The following is a 14665-nucleotide window of genomic DNA, read 5'->3' as shown; positions in this document are numbered from 1 at the left end:
ACGGGCACAAGTCCGTGGTGCGGTGGTCAGGGCTCCAGGCGTGGTACCAGTGGCGTTGCACCCGCAGCGCATTCTTGAGGATGGCGCTGCGATCCGAAAATGATTTTGCGCATATCACCCTTCCCACTCGGATGTGCACGCCATCTTGCCACTCGGCGCATTGCGCAGGCGGTTCAGGAAATCCAGCTGGCTTTTGGCCGTTTGATTCCCTTTTGCAACGGCTTGCCGCAGCCAATGCACTGCTTCGCAGCGATCCGCTTTCACCGCGGTGCCATACAGGGTTGGGCCTGCCAGAAGAATCCATGCCAGTGTTTCCTGGGCTTGTGGCTCGCCATCCCGGGCCGCCTGGCGCAGCAACGCGAGCATGGCGGCGTAGTCACCCGCAGTCTGCGCCTCCAGGGCCAGTTGAAACCGCTGCTCGGAAGTCGTGGCCATGTCCAACGGCAGCGGTGCCGCCTGCGCCAGCGCGCCGGATAGGGCCGCTGCGATGAACAAGCCGTGCCGTGCATGCCGGGCCAGCGTGGCAATTGGTGTGGCAATTGGGCGGAATTCGAATCGCATTTTTGTCTCCACTTGAACTGAGTGGCCCCATCGTCTTCGCAATCCCGGTCCTTGAAAATTCGGAATTGTCAAAGGCGCCCTCAGGGCCACCCAGAGGCTGACTCGAATCGGCCGTGCAGGCCCGGCGCGCACGGCGTCAGCCCATGAACCCCAGATCGATGGGATACGCCGAGCCGCCGAAGTTGCCGATGTGCGGCAGCACCCCCGCCAGCTCGGTATTCGCCACGCCGAACCAGCGCGCCAGGGTGGCGGCGTACTGGTCCACGGCAGTGCTGGGCAACAGGCGCCCCTGTCCGACATGCCACTGGTCCTCGCTGCCGCTGCCGTTTCCCACGCTGATGGGCGGCGGCGCGCCATAGAAGGACGCGCCACGCACCGCGCCGCCCACCACGAAGTGGTGGCTGCCCCAGCCATGGTCGGAGCCGTCGCCGTTGGAAGTCAGCGTGCGGCCGAAGTCCGACGCGGTGAAGGCCGTGACCTTGTCGGCCACGCCGAGTTCGGCCGTGGCGTTGTAGAAGGCCGTCATGGCGCTGCTTACCTTGTCGAGCAGCTGCGGCTGGTTGGCGATCAGGTTGTCGTGCAGGTCGAACCCGCCCAGCGAGACGAAGAACACCTGCCGGCGCGTGCCCAGCGCGTTGCGTCCGGCGATGAGCCGGGCCACCACCTTGAGCTGGTCGGCCAGCGGGTTGTTGGCAGGAAAGGCGGTGGACAGGCTGGCGCTGGAGAGGGCTGAAGAGATCTGCCCCTCGGCACTGATGGAGCGCTGCGTGACGCGGGCGTACTCGGCCTCCATCGCGTGGCTGCCGGCCGTCTGCACCAGCTCGCTCAACAGGCCGCGCACGGCGGTCGATCCATAGACGCTGGTGCCCTTGACGGCGTTGATGGGCACGGCGCCGCCCGGGCTGATCTGGTACTGCAGCGCCTGGTCGCCCGAGAGAAACACGGCGTTGCCCGTGGCCGAGATACAGGTGAAGAGCGACGTGGCGTTGGACGACAGCGCCAGGTCGCCCAGGTTGCCACCCCAGCCCAGAGTGGAGCCTTCTGCGCCCTGCGACTGCCAGACCGACTGCTGGTCGTTGTGCGAGAAAAGCTTGGGCGGCAGCGGGTAGCTGCGCCGGTCGCCGGTGGCATATTGGGCCCGCGTGAGCGGCACCAGCAGCGGGCCGACGTTCAGTTGCACCGCAGCGCGGCCCGCGTTGAAGAGGCCGGCCAGGCCCGTCATGGATGGGTGCAGCGCGTACTGCATGCCACCGGCCAGCGCCGTGCGGGGCTGCAGCAGCGTATTGCCCAGCGCGGCGCGGGCCAGGGCAATGCCACCGGCCGTGCCGTCGCTGTTGCCGCCGCGGATGGCGGAGTACTGCCCGTAGCGGGTGCTGTCGTAGGGCACGACGGTGTTGGCGTAGTCGCAGCCGCCATAGAGGAAGACGCAGACCAGCGCCTTGTAGTCGCTTGCCTCGAAGGCGGCGGCCTCGCCCAGCGCGGCAAGATTCAGGGCGAAGGGCAGGGCGGTACCGGCGGCGGCCAGTTGCGTGCTGCGGCGCAGGAATGCGCGGCGCGTGTGGCGGGCGGGGTCGATGAAATTCATGGAGATGTCGCTTTGCTTTGCAGACGTTCGGTCACTTGTTCGGTCACTTCTGCACCAGATATTCGGGGCTGGCCATCACCAGCAGCACGGCGGCTGCCACGCGGTTGAGCTGGGTGGCGGTGTTGCTGGTGGCCGTCACCGGCGTGGCATTGAGCGCTGCCACGATGCGCGCCTGCGTGGCGGCCGATACCTGCCCTGCCGACAGCAGCAGCGCCACCTTGCGCACCAGCGCGGCGGCGTCGGCCACCAGGGGCAGCAGGTTGGCGTAGCTGCAGGTGATGTCGAAGCCGTTGGCTGCGCTGCTGCCGCCCTGGGGCAGGTCTGGCGCGTTCACGTAGTAGCCGAAGCGGATCACGTTCTGCATGAAGTTCAGGTAGCCGCTCACGCTGGTCTCGGTGATGATCTGGAACTCCGGCGCCACCTGGCCCGTCGTGGCCAGGGGCGTGGAGGGCGGCACGTAGCCTGGGCGGAAGAAGTTGAACACCGAGCCCGAGCGCAGCGGGCTCTGGCCCAGACGGGTGCCCGGGTCGCTCAGGTTGTCGATCTTCCAGGTGCCGCGTGCCGACCGCAGCCCGAAGGTGCGGCCCCACTGCACGAAGCGCACCATGGGCTCGCGCAGGCGGCCGTACTGGGGACTGGCAAGCCCTGCCGCGCCGCGCGCCTCCGGGTCCAGCAGCACGGTGGCGATCACGGCGCGCAGGTCGCCCCGCGTGCCGCTGCCGTTGTCGGCGAAGGCGGCGGCCACGCGCCCCACATAGGCAGGGCTGGGGTTGCTGGTGACCAGGCGCTGGATCAGCTGTCGCCCGATGAAGGGCCCCACGTTGGGGTGGTTGAACAGCGTATCCAGCGCCGCCTTCAGCGCCGCTGGCCCCGACGTGCCCGCAGCCACGGTGGTGCCCAGGAAAGTGGCGGCCAGCGTGGAATGGCGCGCGGCGTTGAAGGCCATGGGCAGCAGCGCCTGCTGCAGCCCCGTCACCGTGCTGCCGCTCAGGTTGGTGGGCTGGTTCTTGCTGGTGTCGTAGTCGTAGCCGGTGAAGACGCGCGCCAGGTTGCTCACATCGGCTGCCGAATAGGTGTCGATGCGGTTGCCGCTGCCGTCGCGCTGCTCGGTGCCGTCGGGGTTGAGGCGGTAGAGTCCGATGGTGAACAGCTGCATCACCTCGCGGGCGTAGTTCTCGTCGGGCTGGCGGCCGCTGCGGGCGTCTTCCTTCTGGTTGCCGCGCGTGCTCAGGTAGATGCCCATGGCCGGGCTGAGCGTGACGGCCTCCAGCAGCGTGCGGAAGTTGCCGAAGGCATGCTGGTTCAGCAGATCCCAGTAGCCGGAGGCCAGGAAGATGCTCCAGGGCTGCTCCAGCCCCGTGGTGGAGACCACCATGATCTCCGACAGCGCCAATGCCACACGCTTGCGCACGGCGTCGCGCTCCGTGAAAAGCTGGCTCCAGAGCATGAAGTCGGAGGGATACGAGACGTTGTCGTAGCGCGTGCCGGCCTCTGCCACGCCGTAGCCGCGCTGCATCAGCCAGGCCGTGCCCGTGGTGTCCACGGGCAGCGCGAACTGCTCGGCCAGCCAGGGGCCGTAGCCCTTGGCGCGCAGCGCTGCGATCTCCTCGTCGGTGGCCGAGAACTGCGCCTGCAGCAGGAAACGCGCGGCCTCTTCGTCGCTGGCGGGGGTGGCCGTGGTGCCCGTACCGGTTCCGCCACCAGGGCCGGCGCCCGTGCCGCCAGTGCCGGTGCCGGGGGCTGAATCGCCCCCACCGCCCCCGCAGGCCACCAGCAGCGCGGCCGCAAGGGAGGAGGCCAGGGCGGGAGGAATCAGGGAGCTCTTCGGTTCGTGGCCGAGGTGGCCGGGCTCTGCGCAGGCAGGCAAGGAATCCGCGGGCGCGCGGTCGGGCGGCTGCAGCGTGGAGGCTGCAGCCTGTGGTGTGGGGTGCATTGTGGGCTTTCAGGCAGAGGCCGGGGCGTGGCAACGAACTGCCTCGCTCTTCGGCGCGTGGCGCAGAGTGTTCCAAGGATTTCGGAGGTGCGCAGCCATCTTGCAGCCCAAAAGCGTGTCAAGACGTTATACGGCGCAGGGGCTGCAGGGGGCTGTATGCAGGGTTGACGCTGTGGAGCCTGGGCAAAGCCCGATGTGGGCCGCTCGCCTGCCGGTGTTCTGAGGGGATGCGCAGCGTTGTGCGGGTGCAACCATGCCAACTGTGTGCTATTCCCGTTTCGTCCTTGTCCCAACTGGTCCAGCCGAGGCCCCTCAGGTTCAGTCGCAGCGCCGACTATCCAAGATTCCAACCAAGGCGTATGAGTACGAGGATTTGATGCAAATGCGGGAGCAAGTCCACGCAGTCGTTCAAAGCCTTAGCTCCAGCAAGCGTTTTGGGGCACGCAGATGGAAGACAGCATTTCGAGCAATGGGCGACAGCGCCCATCTGGATAGCCAAATGCGGCTACTCAAGACGGGTAGCCCACTAGCGTCATTCATGTCGAATGACGGGGTTCGATATGAAGTGACTCGGAGCGGAGTCGAGGATACTTTGGGTGCTAGTCAAGATCAATCCATAGAGCACTGCATCAGCGAAGTGCTGATCATTCATGCCGAAATGTAAAAAATTGAATCCGTATTTGGCGCGGCCACTGCGTCAAACTAGACTACAGAAAAAAGTCAATGCTGTGGCAATCAGGGCAATATCAGAATTTTTTGCGAAAACGAATCATGAGGGAGGAAGTATGGGTTTTACTATTGGAAAAATTGTCTACGTCAATAAGGTGCCGGCATCTGGTTGGTTATCAGTTGCATTGAAGTCATCTGGCGTCTGGGTTCCATTGCTGGAATATACAAGACTGCAAATCACAGATATTTCTCATAACCGCGTCTATTTCAAAATTCTGGATGGAGGTCAGAAGAATAAAATAGCCAGCCTTGGTGAAAATAACGCGAAAGAATATCTCGGATCAAATGCGCCAAAGCAAGCTGGTGCTCAGGTCATAGTTAAATATGGGGCCATTGATGAGGTGTATTCCAGAGCGAGAGGTGAGAAATACAAACAGCAAACTGGCACCTTGATTGTTGACGGCATCAGCGCTTTAGTGACACTGAACACGGATCTTGGCGCAGTTACGATTGAGGGCGGCTTCACACCGATTCCCCCTGGGATCTATAAGATTCTTGTACCGCCAAATCCACACGACAAGAATATGACCGAATTCTATAGAACACAGGTCGAACCCAGTCTGCGCTCAGATCAGGTATGGTTTCCGATCGAATTTGGGGATAACAGCAGATTCATCCACCTTGGAAATATATCAGAAGGATGTGTTACTGTCATGGATTTGAATAAGTGGAACGCGATCTACAAGGCTTTGATTAGCCATCGTACGCCAGACGGACGCTATGTGGGTAAATTGACGGTGCAAAAATGATGATGAAAATTATATTCATACTCGTCGGATTGATGATTTCCGGTATCACGTCTGCCGGTGAAGATGCTTTGCCGCCAATTCAAGATTTGCAAGAAATAAAGAGATCCGCAGATGAGTTTTTGAAAGAAGAAAACAAACGCCAAAAAACGGAATTCACTACTGCGCGTGTCAATCCAAAGATAATAGTTGAGCAATGCGCTACTTCTCTTGAATCAGATTGGGCTCCATCGGACGGTGGACCAGCCAGAAAAAGCGTTCAAGTCGTCTGCAAATCGACATTGCACAACAAAAAAGTGTGGCGTGTTTTGGTGCCAATTGTGGCGCCAATCACACCCAAGAATTAGAGTGAAATCCTAAGCATCAGGAATACTTGGCTACCGCGTAAAGTGACTCACACCACTTGGTCAGAGCCCACCGCAAAGCAGTTGTGCTCGTTGCCCTCATGGCACGACGTCCCGTAGGCAAAGAACTGTGGCGACAGTTACAACCCCTGATCCCTGCCTTCGTTCCCTTTGCCAAAGCCGGTGCGCACAAGTTCGCAGCTAGCGATGAATTCGCCCGCATCGGCATCTTTTGATCGATTGGAGCCGGGCCAGCATTGATGGCTCCTCGATACCAAGCCCCCGGGGGGCCAGGAAACGGGCCCCAACCCCACGGACACAGGCAAGCTCGGCTCCAAGCGACACATCGTTGTAGATGCCAGGGGCATTCCTCTGGTGATCTTGGTCAGCGGCGCGAACCGGCACGACTCCAAGATGTTCGAGAGGTGCGTGGACGCGATTCCTGCGATTGCTGGCCTGCCAGGACGTCCCCGCAAAAGACCATCGAAGCTGCACGCCGACAAAGGTTACGACTTCAAGCGATGCCGTGCGCACTTGCGACAACGGGGCATCGCCAGCCGCATTGCCAGGCGAGGCGTTGAGAGTAGCGAGCGACTGGGCAAGCACCGGTGGGTAGTGGAAAGGACGCACAGCTTGTTTGCAGGCTTTGGCAAGCTGCGAATCCGCTTTGAAAGACGGCTGGATATCCACGAATCGTTGCTGAAATTGGCGGCAGCGATCATCTGCGCACGCTTCGTCGATCGGTGGTGTTAGCCAGTCTAAAGCTCATTGATGTGCGTTTGCTGGATCATCTAATCATCGGCAAGGGCGAGCCCTTTTCCTTGGCCGAGTCCGGCTTGATTTGAGCGAGCCCGCTTCATTCCAGTCGTTTATCCACTTGTCGCCATCAAGTGCCTTGCGCTCGATGGCGGCAGCCTTCTCAGACCACTTACGGGTTTGCTACAGGCGTTGCGTGAATGGCGTCGTAGATAGCTTGCGCGATTTTCGGGCTGCGCAGATAAGCCTCAATGTCATGGCGATTGTCTTTATTATCGATCACATCGGTAATATCTTCGACGCCATCGAAGCCAATGGATTTTTTGACAATCGCTTTTCCCAAAGTGATGAAATCTTCTTTATTGCGACCATTGATCCACCGCCCTATCGGCGGGGTGGGCAGCATGCCGCGCTTGGGCAGAATCGGGCGGAAAATCGCCACACTCAGGGGCGAGCCCAGGGTCACGAACAGCGGGCATACGCGGTTAGCTAGTGGCTCGCTGGCCAAAAGTCGATAACTTACCACCGAGCCGAGGGAATGGCCGATAATAATTGCGGGATCGGATTTGCCCTCAAATACCTGTTTTTTTACCAAGGCATCTATTTTGGCTGTCAATGCGGGATCGCCGATATATACCGATGCTTGTTTGAGAAAAAGTTTGGCAACGTACTTGCCCTTGGTGGGCAGCAAACGTTCCAGCACATTGGCGAATGCGATAACCCAGCCTTCGTGGGGAACGCCTTGCGCTACCGCCTGCAAGGGCACGCCTGCTTGCGCAGCGGCCGCTTGTAGTTCCTCTTCAGTGATGCCGGCTTCTTCAGCATAGGCGCGCAGAAATTCAATGGCCAAACCCGAGGAAACTTGCCCGCCGCCCATTTCCACCACGGCAGTGCCTTGAGTGCTGGCTTGCGCGAGGACATCCGCGTAATACGCGGTGTCTACCGTGAACGCTTGACTTGGCGTGAGCCCCAGGCTTTCCCAGCCCGCGTTGAGTGCGGTCATCCAGCGCGCTTGAATTTCCTGGACGGTGGATTTTTCATTATTGATTCCATGTACGAGTACCAATCTCATGACGAGGCTCCTTTAAAAGCTGAGGAGATGGCCGCAACGGCTTTCTTTCCTGCAAAGGTGGAAATTGGTGAAGGCGCTAAATTTTCAATAAATTCCCAGCAGGTTTTATGAAACTGATGTGGACTATTTTGCATGTATGACCAGCCAGCTCTAAGCAGGGGTGTCAACCCTGCAACCGGTGCAGAAGCAACTTCTCGGGTTGCCTCAAATGTAAATCTGGGCGAATCGGCGTAGGGAGGATTTTCTGCTTCAACCGGTGGTAAATCTACAAAAAAACCAGTATCTTTTTTGCTCAATGGAATCCCGCTTAACAGGGCAATATCAAACGGAATGGGTTGTTCGTGGTAATGGTAATAAAATGCCATGCGACGGATATTGTTAATATCCCCTGCTGCTTTGTACAAGTATGCGGAAACTATGCCGAGCATAGGATCAAAGTGTTTCTTGCCTCGCATGGATTCAAGAATTTTGGCGGCGTCGGCTGATTTTAAAAAACCTCTAGTCAGCCCCTTCAATGCCTCAACAGAACTCAAACCCATCGGTTCTCTATTAGGGCCAAAAAACGATTTCCAACTGAGGGACTCCAGTCCTTCTATATTTTGCTCATATGTTTTAGGAAAGCAAACGCAGAACATTAAGGGCATCATGGGGATAAGGCTTATCGCACTTCCATTGAATTCAAGACAAACTGTCGTTCCATGGGGCGAAAGATTTTCCTTTGCATCAAAAAACACCTTTACCGCTCCATGGGGTGTTGGCTCCACTGTATCTTCTGCAGCTCTTTGCCACTCTATTTTCTGCGAAGACACATTGCATTCTTTGCCACCAATCACCACTAAACCTGGCTTGGGTATTTTATATTTTAATTCACCATAAATATGGTCAACTAATGAGCGCCTCCAATTCGAACGAGAGGACTTAAATCGATCATTTTGACGTGTTTCAAATTTTTCCTGTTCCCTGAACTGTGCTGCAAATTTTGCGGATTCATGCGAAATGTTTTTCGATTTTCCGTTTTCATTTTCCGAAAGTCTATTGCTGACATCAAAATAGTCAACAATTAATTCCGAAATACCCATATGGGAAGATTCCGCGCTACCCAATAATTCCCCAAAATCCGGCTCTTGCGGAAGATCGTCAAAAATTGCATAAATATGTTCTACAGGGCGGAATCCAGCGTCACATTGCGTATTTTGCACCTGACCCACGGCCAGTGCCGCCGACGGAACATATTCCTCCAGATAATCGGCCAGACTTTGACTGGTAACCACTTGGCGGTTTGATGTGAGTAAAATTCGATCCAAATTTGCGCCCCTTGGCCCAGACAGCGCGTCAAGTAATATGGAGGAAAAAATAGGATAGGCTGGCTGGCCATCTTTTGCAGGCGCTATAAATGAGCTTGTGCCGTTTTGGCAAGAGTAAAAAACATCCTTCTGATAATTCTTCGGACTTCCTTCAAGAACATCCAGCACTGGATTGGCTACGCCTCTGAGCGCAATTGGTGACCGGCAAGCATCGCTAATAAACGCAATCTGCTTTGGCTCATAGGAAGCCAATGCTTCGCGAAATGCATTTGCACTTATGCGTTCATTCCACTGATTGGGGCCGGCAGATAAGATAAAATATTGGTCCGGCCAATCCGCGAAGCCATGGCCACAGAAATAGACAACAATTCGCTTTCTATCGAGCAAAAACGAGGGGTCCGTTGTTCCATCGTCTTCTTTTGGAGTGAGTACTGATCGAATGGAGGCGATGTCGACAGGATTTTCTCGATCATTAAAGACGCACACATCATACGACTTAGCGGCCCATTCAGCCATCTTGTCCACGGCTTCCAGTACGCCTGGCAGCGTTTCCATGCCCTTTGGCTTATGCACGCCAATCGCAATAAATAGCGGCTTTCGCATCCGAAATCCCTCTCAAAAATTTAACTCATCCATGACAGGCCATGCACGCTGTACGCACCAGGCAGTTCCCATCGCCAAGCGCACCAACTGGCGGCCTGTAACATTCAGAAACCGCAGTCGATGATATCCGATTGTTTCTCGCGCTCTGGGGCGCGATGCGCTGCACTTGCGCAATCATGAACTCTTGGAGCGTCCACGTGCGCACAGTCCATTCCGCCGTTCAGGTGCGGGCTCGGTGTTTTCCCTTGGCATTGGCCATCACGCTATTTGCCAGCGGCGCAACCGCCACTGAGGTCTGGGTCGTAACCGATTCGCAGCACCCTGTCAGCGGCACCCGCAAGCCACAGCGCCATATCGAGTTGGATGCGGCCCAGGCCATTGAGGCACAACTCTCCGCGCAGCTGGCGAATGATCCGCAAGCCGCCGCCAAGCTGGTGCAACAGCGCCTCAACCAAGGCGACGATGGGCTGCAAAAACGCTTGGCTCGGGCTTAGATGTTCAGTCCCACAGTGAGATGGTGCGGATGAAGTCTAAAGCGGCTTGGATCTTTTTCCCATGCCTCGCAAATCGCCCGGAATGGTGTCTTCCACCTGAGCGCCTTCAAGTGTTTGCCGAAGTTGTAGCTTTGTATGAAGGCCTGGACATGCTCCCGTAGCTGCTCCAGTCCCTCGTACTCGTACGCCTTTATCGTGGATTCCTTGATGGTCCGGTTCATGCGCTCGACCATGCCGTTCGTCCAGGGGTGATATGGCTTGGTGTGCCTTTTATCGACACCGTTGAACTTGCAGATGCGTTCAAAGATGTGACCGATGCATGTGTCGGTGACGCCGCCTCTGAAGCGTTCTAGTCACGTAAAGGCCATGCCGTTGTCCGTCAGAACGGTATGTATGCGGTACGGGAAGGCCACAAGCACCTGCCGAAGGAACTGTGCTGCATTGGCTTTCGTGGCCCTGTCAAAGAACGCGACATGCGTGAATTTTGTGACGCGATCTATGGCGACAAACATGTGCTGTCTGCCACTGGAGATCTTCATTTCAGCGCTGTCGATGTGCACGAAGCCCAGCGTCGTTTCTTCAAACTTTCCGTGCCTTCGTGGCAGGTGCGTTACGGGTTGTCGGCTGATTCCGTGACGCTGCAGGCATCGATGCAAGGCGCTGCGGCTGAGCTTGGGTGCTGTCTCCAGGAGCTGTCCCATGAGATCGTCCAGCGACAAATGCCCTTGCTTGCGTAACGCAATTGCCAGATGTTCTTGCTCTTGAGAAAGATGCCGGCTTGCTCTGTCCCGAGGACCCATAGGCTCGTAGAGCACCGAGGTGCGGGCACGCCACTTGGCCACGGTCTTGGGATTGATGCCGTAGAGCTTGGCCAAGGACCGATGGGAGCCGGTCGCTAGCTGGAGCTCTGCGCGGATACGCGGCGTTGTGCGGGCGCTGCCATGCAGGCGGATTGCCATAGTGCTTTCTCCTGTTCCAGGCTGAAGATGCACCATGACTTCCTGGGACCGTACATCTAAATTATGTGTTAGCGGCTCTTAGATGAGTCGTTCGTCGGGAACATCTTCAAAGCCACCTACGGAACCTATGCTGCCGTGGTTGCCCGGATTTCCGTAGTTTCCAGCATTTCCGTAGTTTCCATAAGATCCATAGTTCATAGACCTATGCGGGGAGTTGCGCCGACGCATAAGCCGATTGCCCGATACGATTTCACCGAGATACCGTCCCCGCATATCGATAAATATTCCCTGATTTTCAAGAAAATGACCGATGTTCTTGCCCTGGGGGGCGTGCAATTGACCTCCAACCAGATTGGCTATGTGTTTTCCCTTGCTATTGAACAAGTACTCCATGTGAACTCCGAATGTGGTCTATAGGACTAGGTAGAGCACCTTACTTTAAGCCATTGTGCTACTACGGTGGTCAATGCGCACGTACCTTAATCCATGCAGTTGGATGCCGGCAAAGATCGACCGCTTCTGGCCGACAGCATTTCCTTCACTAGGTGTTTTTTCCAGACTTCTCTACTCGCCTATCCACTTCACCCACCAAATCCCCCGGCGCAACCCCCAACACCTTGCATAGCTTGAAAACAGACCGAAGGCTCGGACATTTGCTACCAAGCTCCAACTGGCTGATGTAGTTGCGCGCCAGCCCGGCTTCCGCGGCAAGGGCTTCCTGGGACAGTGCACGCTCATTGCGTAGCTCACGCAACAGGCTTCCAAAGGCTTTATCAAGTTCTGTCATATCTGCTCACTAAAGTGAGCAAAGCTTCCGGGTTTGCGTGCAGACAGTCTTCCACCTATAGTTGGAGTTTTGTAAAGCAGCGATGGCGCTTCCAGCAGATGGGCGTCGCATTTGCCCATTGATCTTGGGCGCTGAGCAACTCTCGACTGGAGCGCAGATGGAGCAGCAAGTCTTGGCCACCACACCCCCACCCAAACTCGAAGACCTCGCCATAGACGCCGTCCTGCACATGGGCGCCGCGCTGGATGTGCTGGACCTGCACGCTCGCCACAAGGTCACGGCCATCAATTGCGTGTGTCGCGATCTGCTGCGCATCTACTACGTGAAGGCCGACCAGGCGCAGTCGCTGGAGCCGCAGGACAAGGAACTGGTGGGCCTGCTGCACGACACGGCGGTGAACCTGGGCTATGCCATTGAGGTGGTGGAGCATCTCAATGGCGATGAAGCCGACGACCCCATTCTTTATGCCGTGAGCTATCTGCTCAGGGCGGCGAAGCGGTTTGCGGATGAGGGCGTGTCGGTGGCGTTGTCCTGAAGAGCGCAGCAGGCGCGGATGGCCTGCGGATATGGCGGGAACGAGGCAAAAAATGGGCGAAAAAAAGCGCGCCCCATGCTGAAGCGCGCTGCCGGGTTGGGGCGGTGTGTCAGTCCTTTTTGGCCCGGATGACTTCGCCGCCCACGGCGTCGATCTTGACTTCCATGAGCGTGCCGTTGGCCTGCAGCACTTCGACCTGGTAGCTGGTCTGGCCCCAGTGGGAGTCCAGTTCCGCGCTGACGGGCGTGCCGGGGGTGTGGCGGGTGGCGGCCTGGATGGCTTGCTCTATGGTGGATTTGGCCTTTTCCAGGCGCTGGCGGTCCTTGCGCTTGGCGGCGCCGTCGTTCTTGTGCTGGGTGGCGTGGCCGGTGATGGCGTTGACCCAGACTTCCACGCTGTCGCCGGCCGGGGTGATGACTTCGATTTCGTAGCGCGGGCCCGTGCCGTCGCCGTCGTCCAGCTGGGCTTCGATGGCCTTGCCGGGCACGGCCTGGGTGGCGCGGGTGATGGCCTGCTCCAGCGGGATCTTGGCCTGGCTGGTGATGGTCTGCCATTCGGCCACCGATTTGGCTGCGGCGGGCAGGGCGGCGGTGGCGCAGGTCAGGGCCAGGGCGATGGAGAGGGCGGCGGTGCGTGCGAACGGGGCAGGCTTCATGGGTGTGTGCTCCTTCCGGGAATGGGGTTGGACAAGACAACGGTCGGGGCCATTGTCTCCACCGTCCCGGAGAGCGGTTGTCGGAGAGGGCGCCCTTTGCCCCCTCCGGGGTGCTGCGGTTTGATCCCGCGCAAGCTCTGCGTTCAGAGGCCCAGCACCTTGGCCACGTAGTCGGCGTCCTTGTCGCCCCGGCCCGAGAGGTTGATGAGGATGTGCTGGTCCTTGGGCAGGCCGGGCGCCACGCGCATGGCCCAGGCCACGGCGTGGGCGCTTTCCAGCGCGGGGATGATGCCTTCCACGCGCGACAGCTGCATGAAGGCGTCCAGGCATTCCTTGTCGGTGACGGATTCGTACTGCACGCGGCCCAGGTCCTTGAGGTAGCTGTGCTGCGGGCCCACGCCCGGATAGTCCAGGCCCGAGGCAATGCTGTGCACGGCAGCCGGCGTGCCGTCTGCGTTTTCCAGCACGTAGCATTTCATGCCGTGGATTTCACCGGGCTTGCCCATGCTGAGCGTGGCCGCATGGCGGCCGGGCTTGTCCGTGCCTTCGCCCGAGGGCTCCACGCCGACGAGCTTGACCGAGGCATCGCCCAGGAAGGCCGTGAAGATGCCCATGGCGTTGGAGCCGCCGCCCACGCAGGCGGCCACGTGGTCGGGCAGCTTGCCGTGTTTGGCCTGGAATTGCTCGCGCGCCTCGCGGCCGATGATGCTCTGGAAGTCACGCACCATCATCGGGAACGGGTGGGGGCCGACCACGGAGCCGATGGCGTAGATGTAGTCGGTGGGGTTGGTGAGGTATTCCTCGAAGGCGCTGTCCACGGCCTCCTTGAGCGTGGCCGCGCCGCGCGTGACGGGCACGAGCTTGCAGCCCAGGATGCGCATCTTGGTGACGTTGGGGTGTTCCTTCTCGATGTCCACCTGGCCCATGTGGATCTCGCATGGAATGCCCACCAGCGCGCAGGCCGTGGCCAGGGCCACGCCGTGCTGGCCGGCGCCGGTTTCTGCGATGACCTTCTTCTTGCCCATAAACTTGGCCAGCAGGGCCTCGCCCAGGCAGTGGTTGATCTTGTGGGCGCCGGTGTGGTTGAGGTCTTCGCGCTTGAGGTGGATCTGTGCGCCGCCGAGCTGCTCCGACAGGCGCCGCGCGTGGAAGATGGGGCTGGGGCGGCCCACGTAGTCGGCGAAGAGCTGGGCCAGTTCCTGCTGGAAGTCTTGGCGTTTGGTGATTTCTGCGTAGGCGGTGTTGATGTCGTCCATGGCCTGCTTGAGGTGGGGCGGGACCAACTGGCCGCCGTAGGGGCCGAAGTAGCCTTCTGCTGTGGGCATGGGGGAGAAGGTGGGGGGTGTAGTGGTCATGGTTGCTGGCGGGTGTTCTGTGGAATGGCGGATGTTGGCGGTGGCAGCTTACGTAGGGCTGCCATGGGTCTGAAGAGAGAAAACCCCGGTCGGGGTTTCTTGTTTTTGACCCTGCCGGGTGGTTGTTTTTCGAGGCCGGGTTTCGGCCCGGCAGCCGACTGCCCTTTCTTGATTCGCCAAGAAAGGTCAGATCAAAGAAGGCGACCCGAATGCCCGCGTCCCTCCGCTTCGCTGCGGGCAACCTGCG

14 protein-coding genes and 2 pseudogenes are annotated in these 14665 nt (G+C 58.8%); 6 read left to right on the top strand and 10 right to left on the bottom strand.

Annotated features, from left to right (window positions below):
- Window positions 1-114: 114 nt before the first annotated feature.
- The 3 genes from ACF8ME_RS13010 to ACF8ME_RS13000 form a co-directional block, all read right to left on the bottom strand.
- On the bottom strand, window positions 115-561 hold the full coding sequence (locus tag ACF8ME_RS13010) for a sel1 repeat family protein (protein WP_392416817.1): 447 nt from the start codon (window positions 559-561) through the stop codon (window positions 115-117).
- A 136-nt stretch (window positions 562-697) separates the two neighbouring features.
- Complete coding sequence (locus ACF8ME_RS13005) at window positions 698-2146, bottom strand: DUF1501 domain-containing protein (protein ID WP_046988224.1); 1449 nt, start codon at window positions 2144-2146, stop codon at window positions 698-700.
- Between the two features lie 43 nt (window positions 2147-2189).
- A complete protein-coding gene (locus tag ACF8ME_RS13000) occupies window positions 2190-4079 on the bottom strand; it encodes a DUF1800 family protein (protein ID WP_392416815.1) in 1890 nt (629 codons plus the stop codon).
- A 650-nt stretch (window positions 4080-4729) separates the two neighbouring features.
- Here ACF8ME_RS13000 and ACF8ME_RS12995 point away from each other — a divergent pair.
- The 4 genes and pseudogenes from ACF8ME_RS12995 to ACF8ME_RS12980 all read left to right on the top strand — a co-directional run bounded on the left by ACF8ME_RS12995 (window position 4730) and on the right by ACF8ME_RS12980 (window position 6743).
- Complete coding sequence (locus tag ACF8ME_RS12995; protein WP_392416813.1) at window positions 4730-5557, top strand: hypothetical protein; 828 nt, start codon at window positions 4730-4732, stop codon at window positions 5555-5557.
- A gap of 2 nt (window positions 5558-5559) precedes the next feature.
- Window positions 5560-5901: a hypothetical protein gene (locus ACF8ME_RS12990; protein ID WP_392416811.1), complete on the top strand. Its 342-nt coding sequence runs from the start codon at window positions 5560-5562 to the stop codon at window positions 5899-5901.
- A gap of 98 nt (window positions 5902-5999) precedes the next feature.
- Window positions 6000-6651: pseudogene (locus tag ACF8ME_RS12985) on the top strand (IS5 family transposase).
- Entirely contained in the window at window positions 6642-6743 is a 102-nt protein-coding gene (locus tag ACF8ME_RS12980) for a JAB domain-containing protein (protein WP_392416809.1), read from the top strand. Before ACF8ME_RS12985 ends, ACF8ME_RS12980 begins: the two are co-directional and overlap by 10 nt.
- 83 nt (window positions 6744-6826) lie before the next feature.
- Here the strand turns inward: ACF8ME_RS12980 and ACF8ME_RS12975 are convergent, their stop codons facing one another.
- Window positions 6827-7726 (bottom strand): hypothetical protein, encoded by a 900-nt coding sequence (locus ACF8ME_RS12975; RefSeq protein WP_392416808.1) that lies wholly within the window; start codon window positions 7724-7726, stop codon window positions 6827-6829.
- Window positions 7723-9585: a hypothetical protein gene (locus ACF8ME_RS12970; protein WP_392416806.1), complete on the bottom strand. Its 1863-nt coding sequence runs from the start codon at window positions 9583-9585 to the stop codon at window positions 7723-7725. The genes ACF8ME_RS12975 and ACF8ME_RS12970 overlap by 4 nt, the downstream gene beginning before the upstream one ends.
- A gap of 293 nt (window positions 9586-9878) precedes the next feature.
- On the opposite strand from ACF8ME_RS12970, the gene ACF8ME_RS12965 reads away from it, so the two are divergent.
- Entirely contained in the window at window positions 9879-10127 is a 249-nt protein-coding gene (locus ACF8ME_RS12965; RefSeq protein ID WP_392416804.1) for a DUF1525 domain-containing protein, read from the top strand.
- Here ACF8ME_RS12965 and ACF8ME_RS12960 read toward each other — a convergent pair.
- The 3 genes and pseudogenes from ACF8ME_RS12960 to ACF8ME_RS12950 form a co-directional block, all read right to left on the bottom strand.
- Window positions 10124-11086, bottom strand: a pseudogene (locus tag ACF8ME_RS12960) (IS481 family transposase). The gene ACF8ME_RS12965 and the pseudogene ACF8ME_RS12960 overlap by 4 nt on opposite strands.
- A gap of 78 nt (window positions 11087-11164) precedes the next feature.
- A complete protein-coding gene (locus ACF8ME_RS12955; RefSeq protein WP_392416802.1) occupies window positions 11165-11479 on the bottom strand; it encodes a hypothetical protein in 315 nt (104 codons plus the stop codon).
- 148 nt (window positions 11480-11627) lie between these two features.
- Window positions 11628-11873, bottom strand: a complete 246-nt coding sequence (locus tag ACF8ME_RS12950; protein WP_392416800.1) for a helix-turn-helix domain-containing protein — start codon at window positions 11871-11873, stop codon at window positions 11628-11630.
- 229 nt (window positions 11874-12102) lie between these two features.
- Between ACF8ME_RS12950 and ACF8ME_RS12945 the strand changes: the two genes are divergently transcribed.
- On the top strand, window positions 12103-12408 hold the full coding sequence (locus ACF8ME_RS12945) for a hypothetical protein (RefSeq protein WP_392417145.1): 306 nt from the start codon (window positions 12103-12105) through the stop codon (window positions 12406-12408).
- A 109-nt stretch (window positions 12409-12517) separates the two neighbouring features.
- On the opposite strand, the gene ACF8ME_RS12940 is transcribed toward ACF8ME_RS12945, so the two are convergent.
- Window positions 12518-13063 (bottom strand): PepSY domain-containing protein, encoded by a 546-nt coding sequence (locus ACF8ME_RS12940; RefSeq protein ID WP_392416798.1) that lies wholly within the window; start codon window positions 13061-13063, stop codon window positions 12518-12520.
- Window positions 13064-13206: 143 nt separating this feature from the next.
- Window positions 13207-14418, bottom strand: a complete 1212-nt coding sequence (gene trpB, locus ACF8ME_RS12935; RefSeq protein WP_047327801.1) for a tryptophan synthase subunit beta — start codon at window positions 14416-14418, stop codon at window positions 13207-13209.
- Window positions 14419-14665 lie beyond the last annotated feature (247 nt).

Origin of the sequence: Delftia sp. WSY_7, assembly GCF_043104845.1 — a bacterium.
Lineage (GTDB): Bacteria > Pseudomonadota > Gammaproteobacteria > Burkholderiales > Burkholderiaceae_C > Comamonas > Comamonas tsuruhatensis.
Note: the sequence above shows the minus strand (reverse complement) of the source record. Positions and strands in the feature narration are given on the sequence as shown.

Bases quoted from the DNA above. Each gene is read 5' to 3' on its own strand.
- trpB (WP_047327801.1), bottom strand. From the start codon at position 14,418: ATGACCACTACACCCCCCACCTTCTCCCCCATGCCCACAGCAGAAGGC.
- ACF8ME_RS13000 (WP_392416815.1), bottom strand. From the start codon at position 4,079: ATGCACCCCACACCACAGGCTGCAGCCTCCACGCTGCAGCCGCCCGAC.
- ACF8ME_RS12990 (WP_392416811.1), top strand. From the start codon at position 5,560: ATGAAAATTATATTCATACTCGTCGGATTGATGATTTCCGGTATCACG.
- ACF8ME_RS12940 (WP_392416798.1), bottom strand. From the start codon at position 13,063: ATGAAGCCTGCCCCGTTCGCACGCACCGCCGCCCTCTCCATCGCCCTG.
- ACF8ME_RS12955 (WP_392416802.1), bottom strand. From the start codon at position 11,479: ATGGAGTACTTGTTCAATAGCAAGGGAAAACACATAGCCAATCTGGTT.
- ACF8ME_RS12945 (WP_392417145.1), top strand. From the start codon at position 12,103: ATGGGCGCCGCGCTGGATGTGCTGGACCTGCACGCTCGCCACAAGGTC.
- ACF8ME_RS12995 (WP_392416813.1), top strand. From the start codon at position 4,730: ATGCCGAAATGTAAAAAATTGAATCCGTATTTGGCGCGGCCACTGCGT.
- ACF8ME_RS13005 (WP_046988224.1), bottom strand. From the start codon at position 2,146: ATGAATTTCATCGACCCCGCCCGCCACACGCGCCGCGCATTCCTGCGC.
- ACF8ME_RS12975 (WP_392416808.1), bottom strand. From the start codon at position 7,726: ATGAGATTGGTACTCGTACATGGAATCAATAATGAAAAATCCACCGTC.
- ACF8ME_RS13010 (WP_392416817.1), bottom strand. From the start codon at position 561: ATGCGATTCGAATTCCGCCCAATTGCCACACCAATTGCCACGCTGGCC.
- ACF8ME_RS12950 (WP_392416800.1), bottom strand. From the start codon at position 11,873: ATGACAGAACTTGATAAAGCCTTTGGAAGCCTGTTGCGTGAGCTACGC.
- ACF8ME_RS12970 (WP_392416806.1), bottom strand. From the start codon at position 9,585: ATGGAAACGCTGCCAGGCGTACTGGAAGCCGTGGACAAGATGGCTGAA.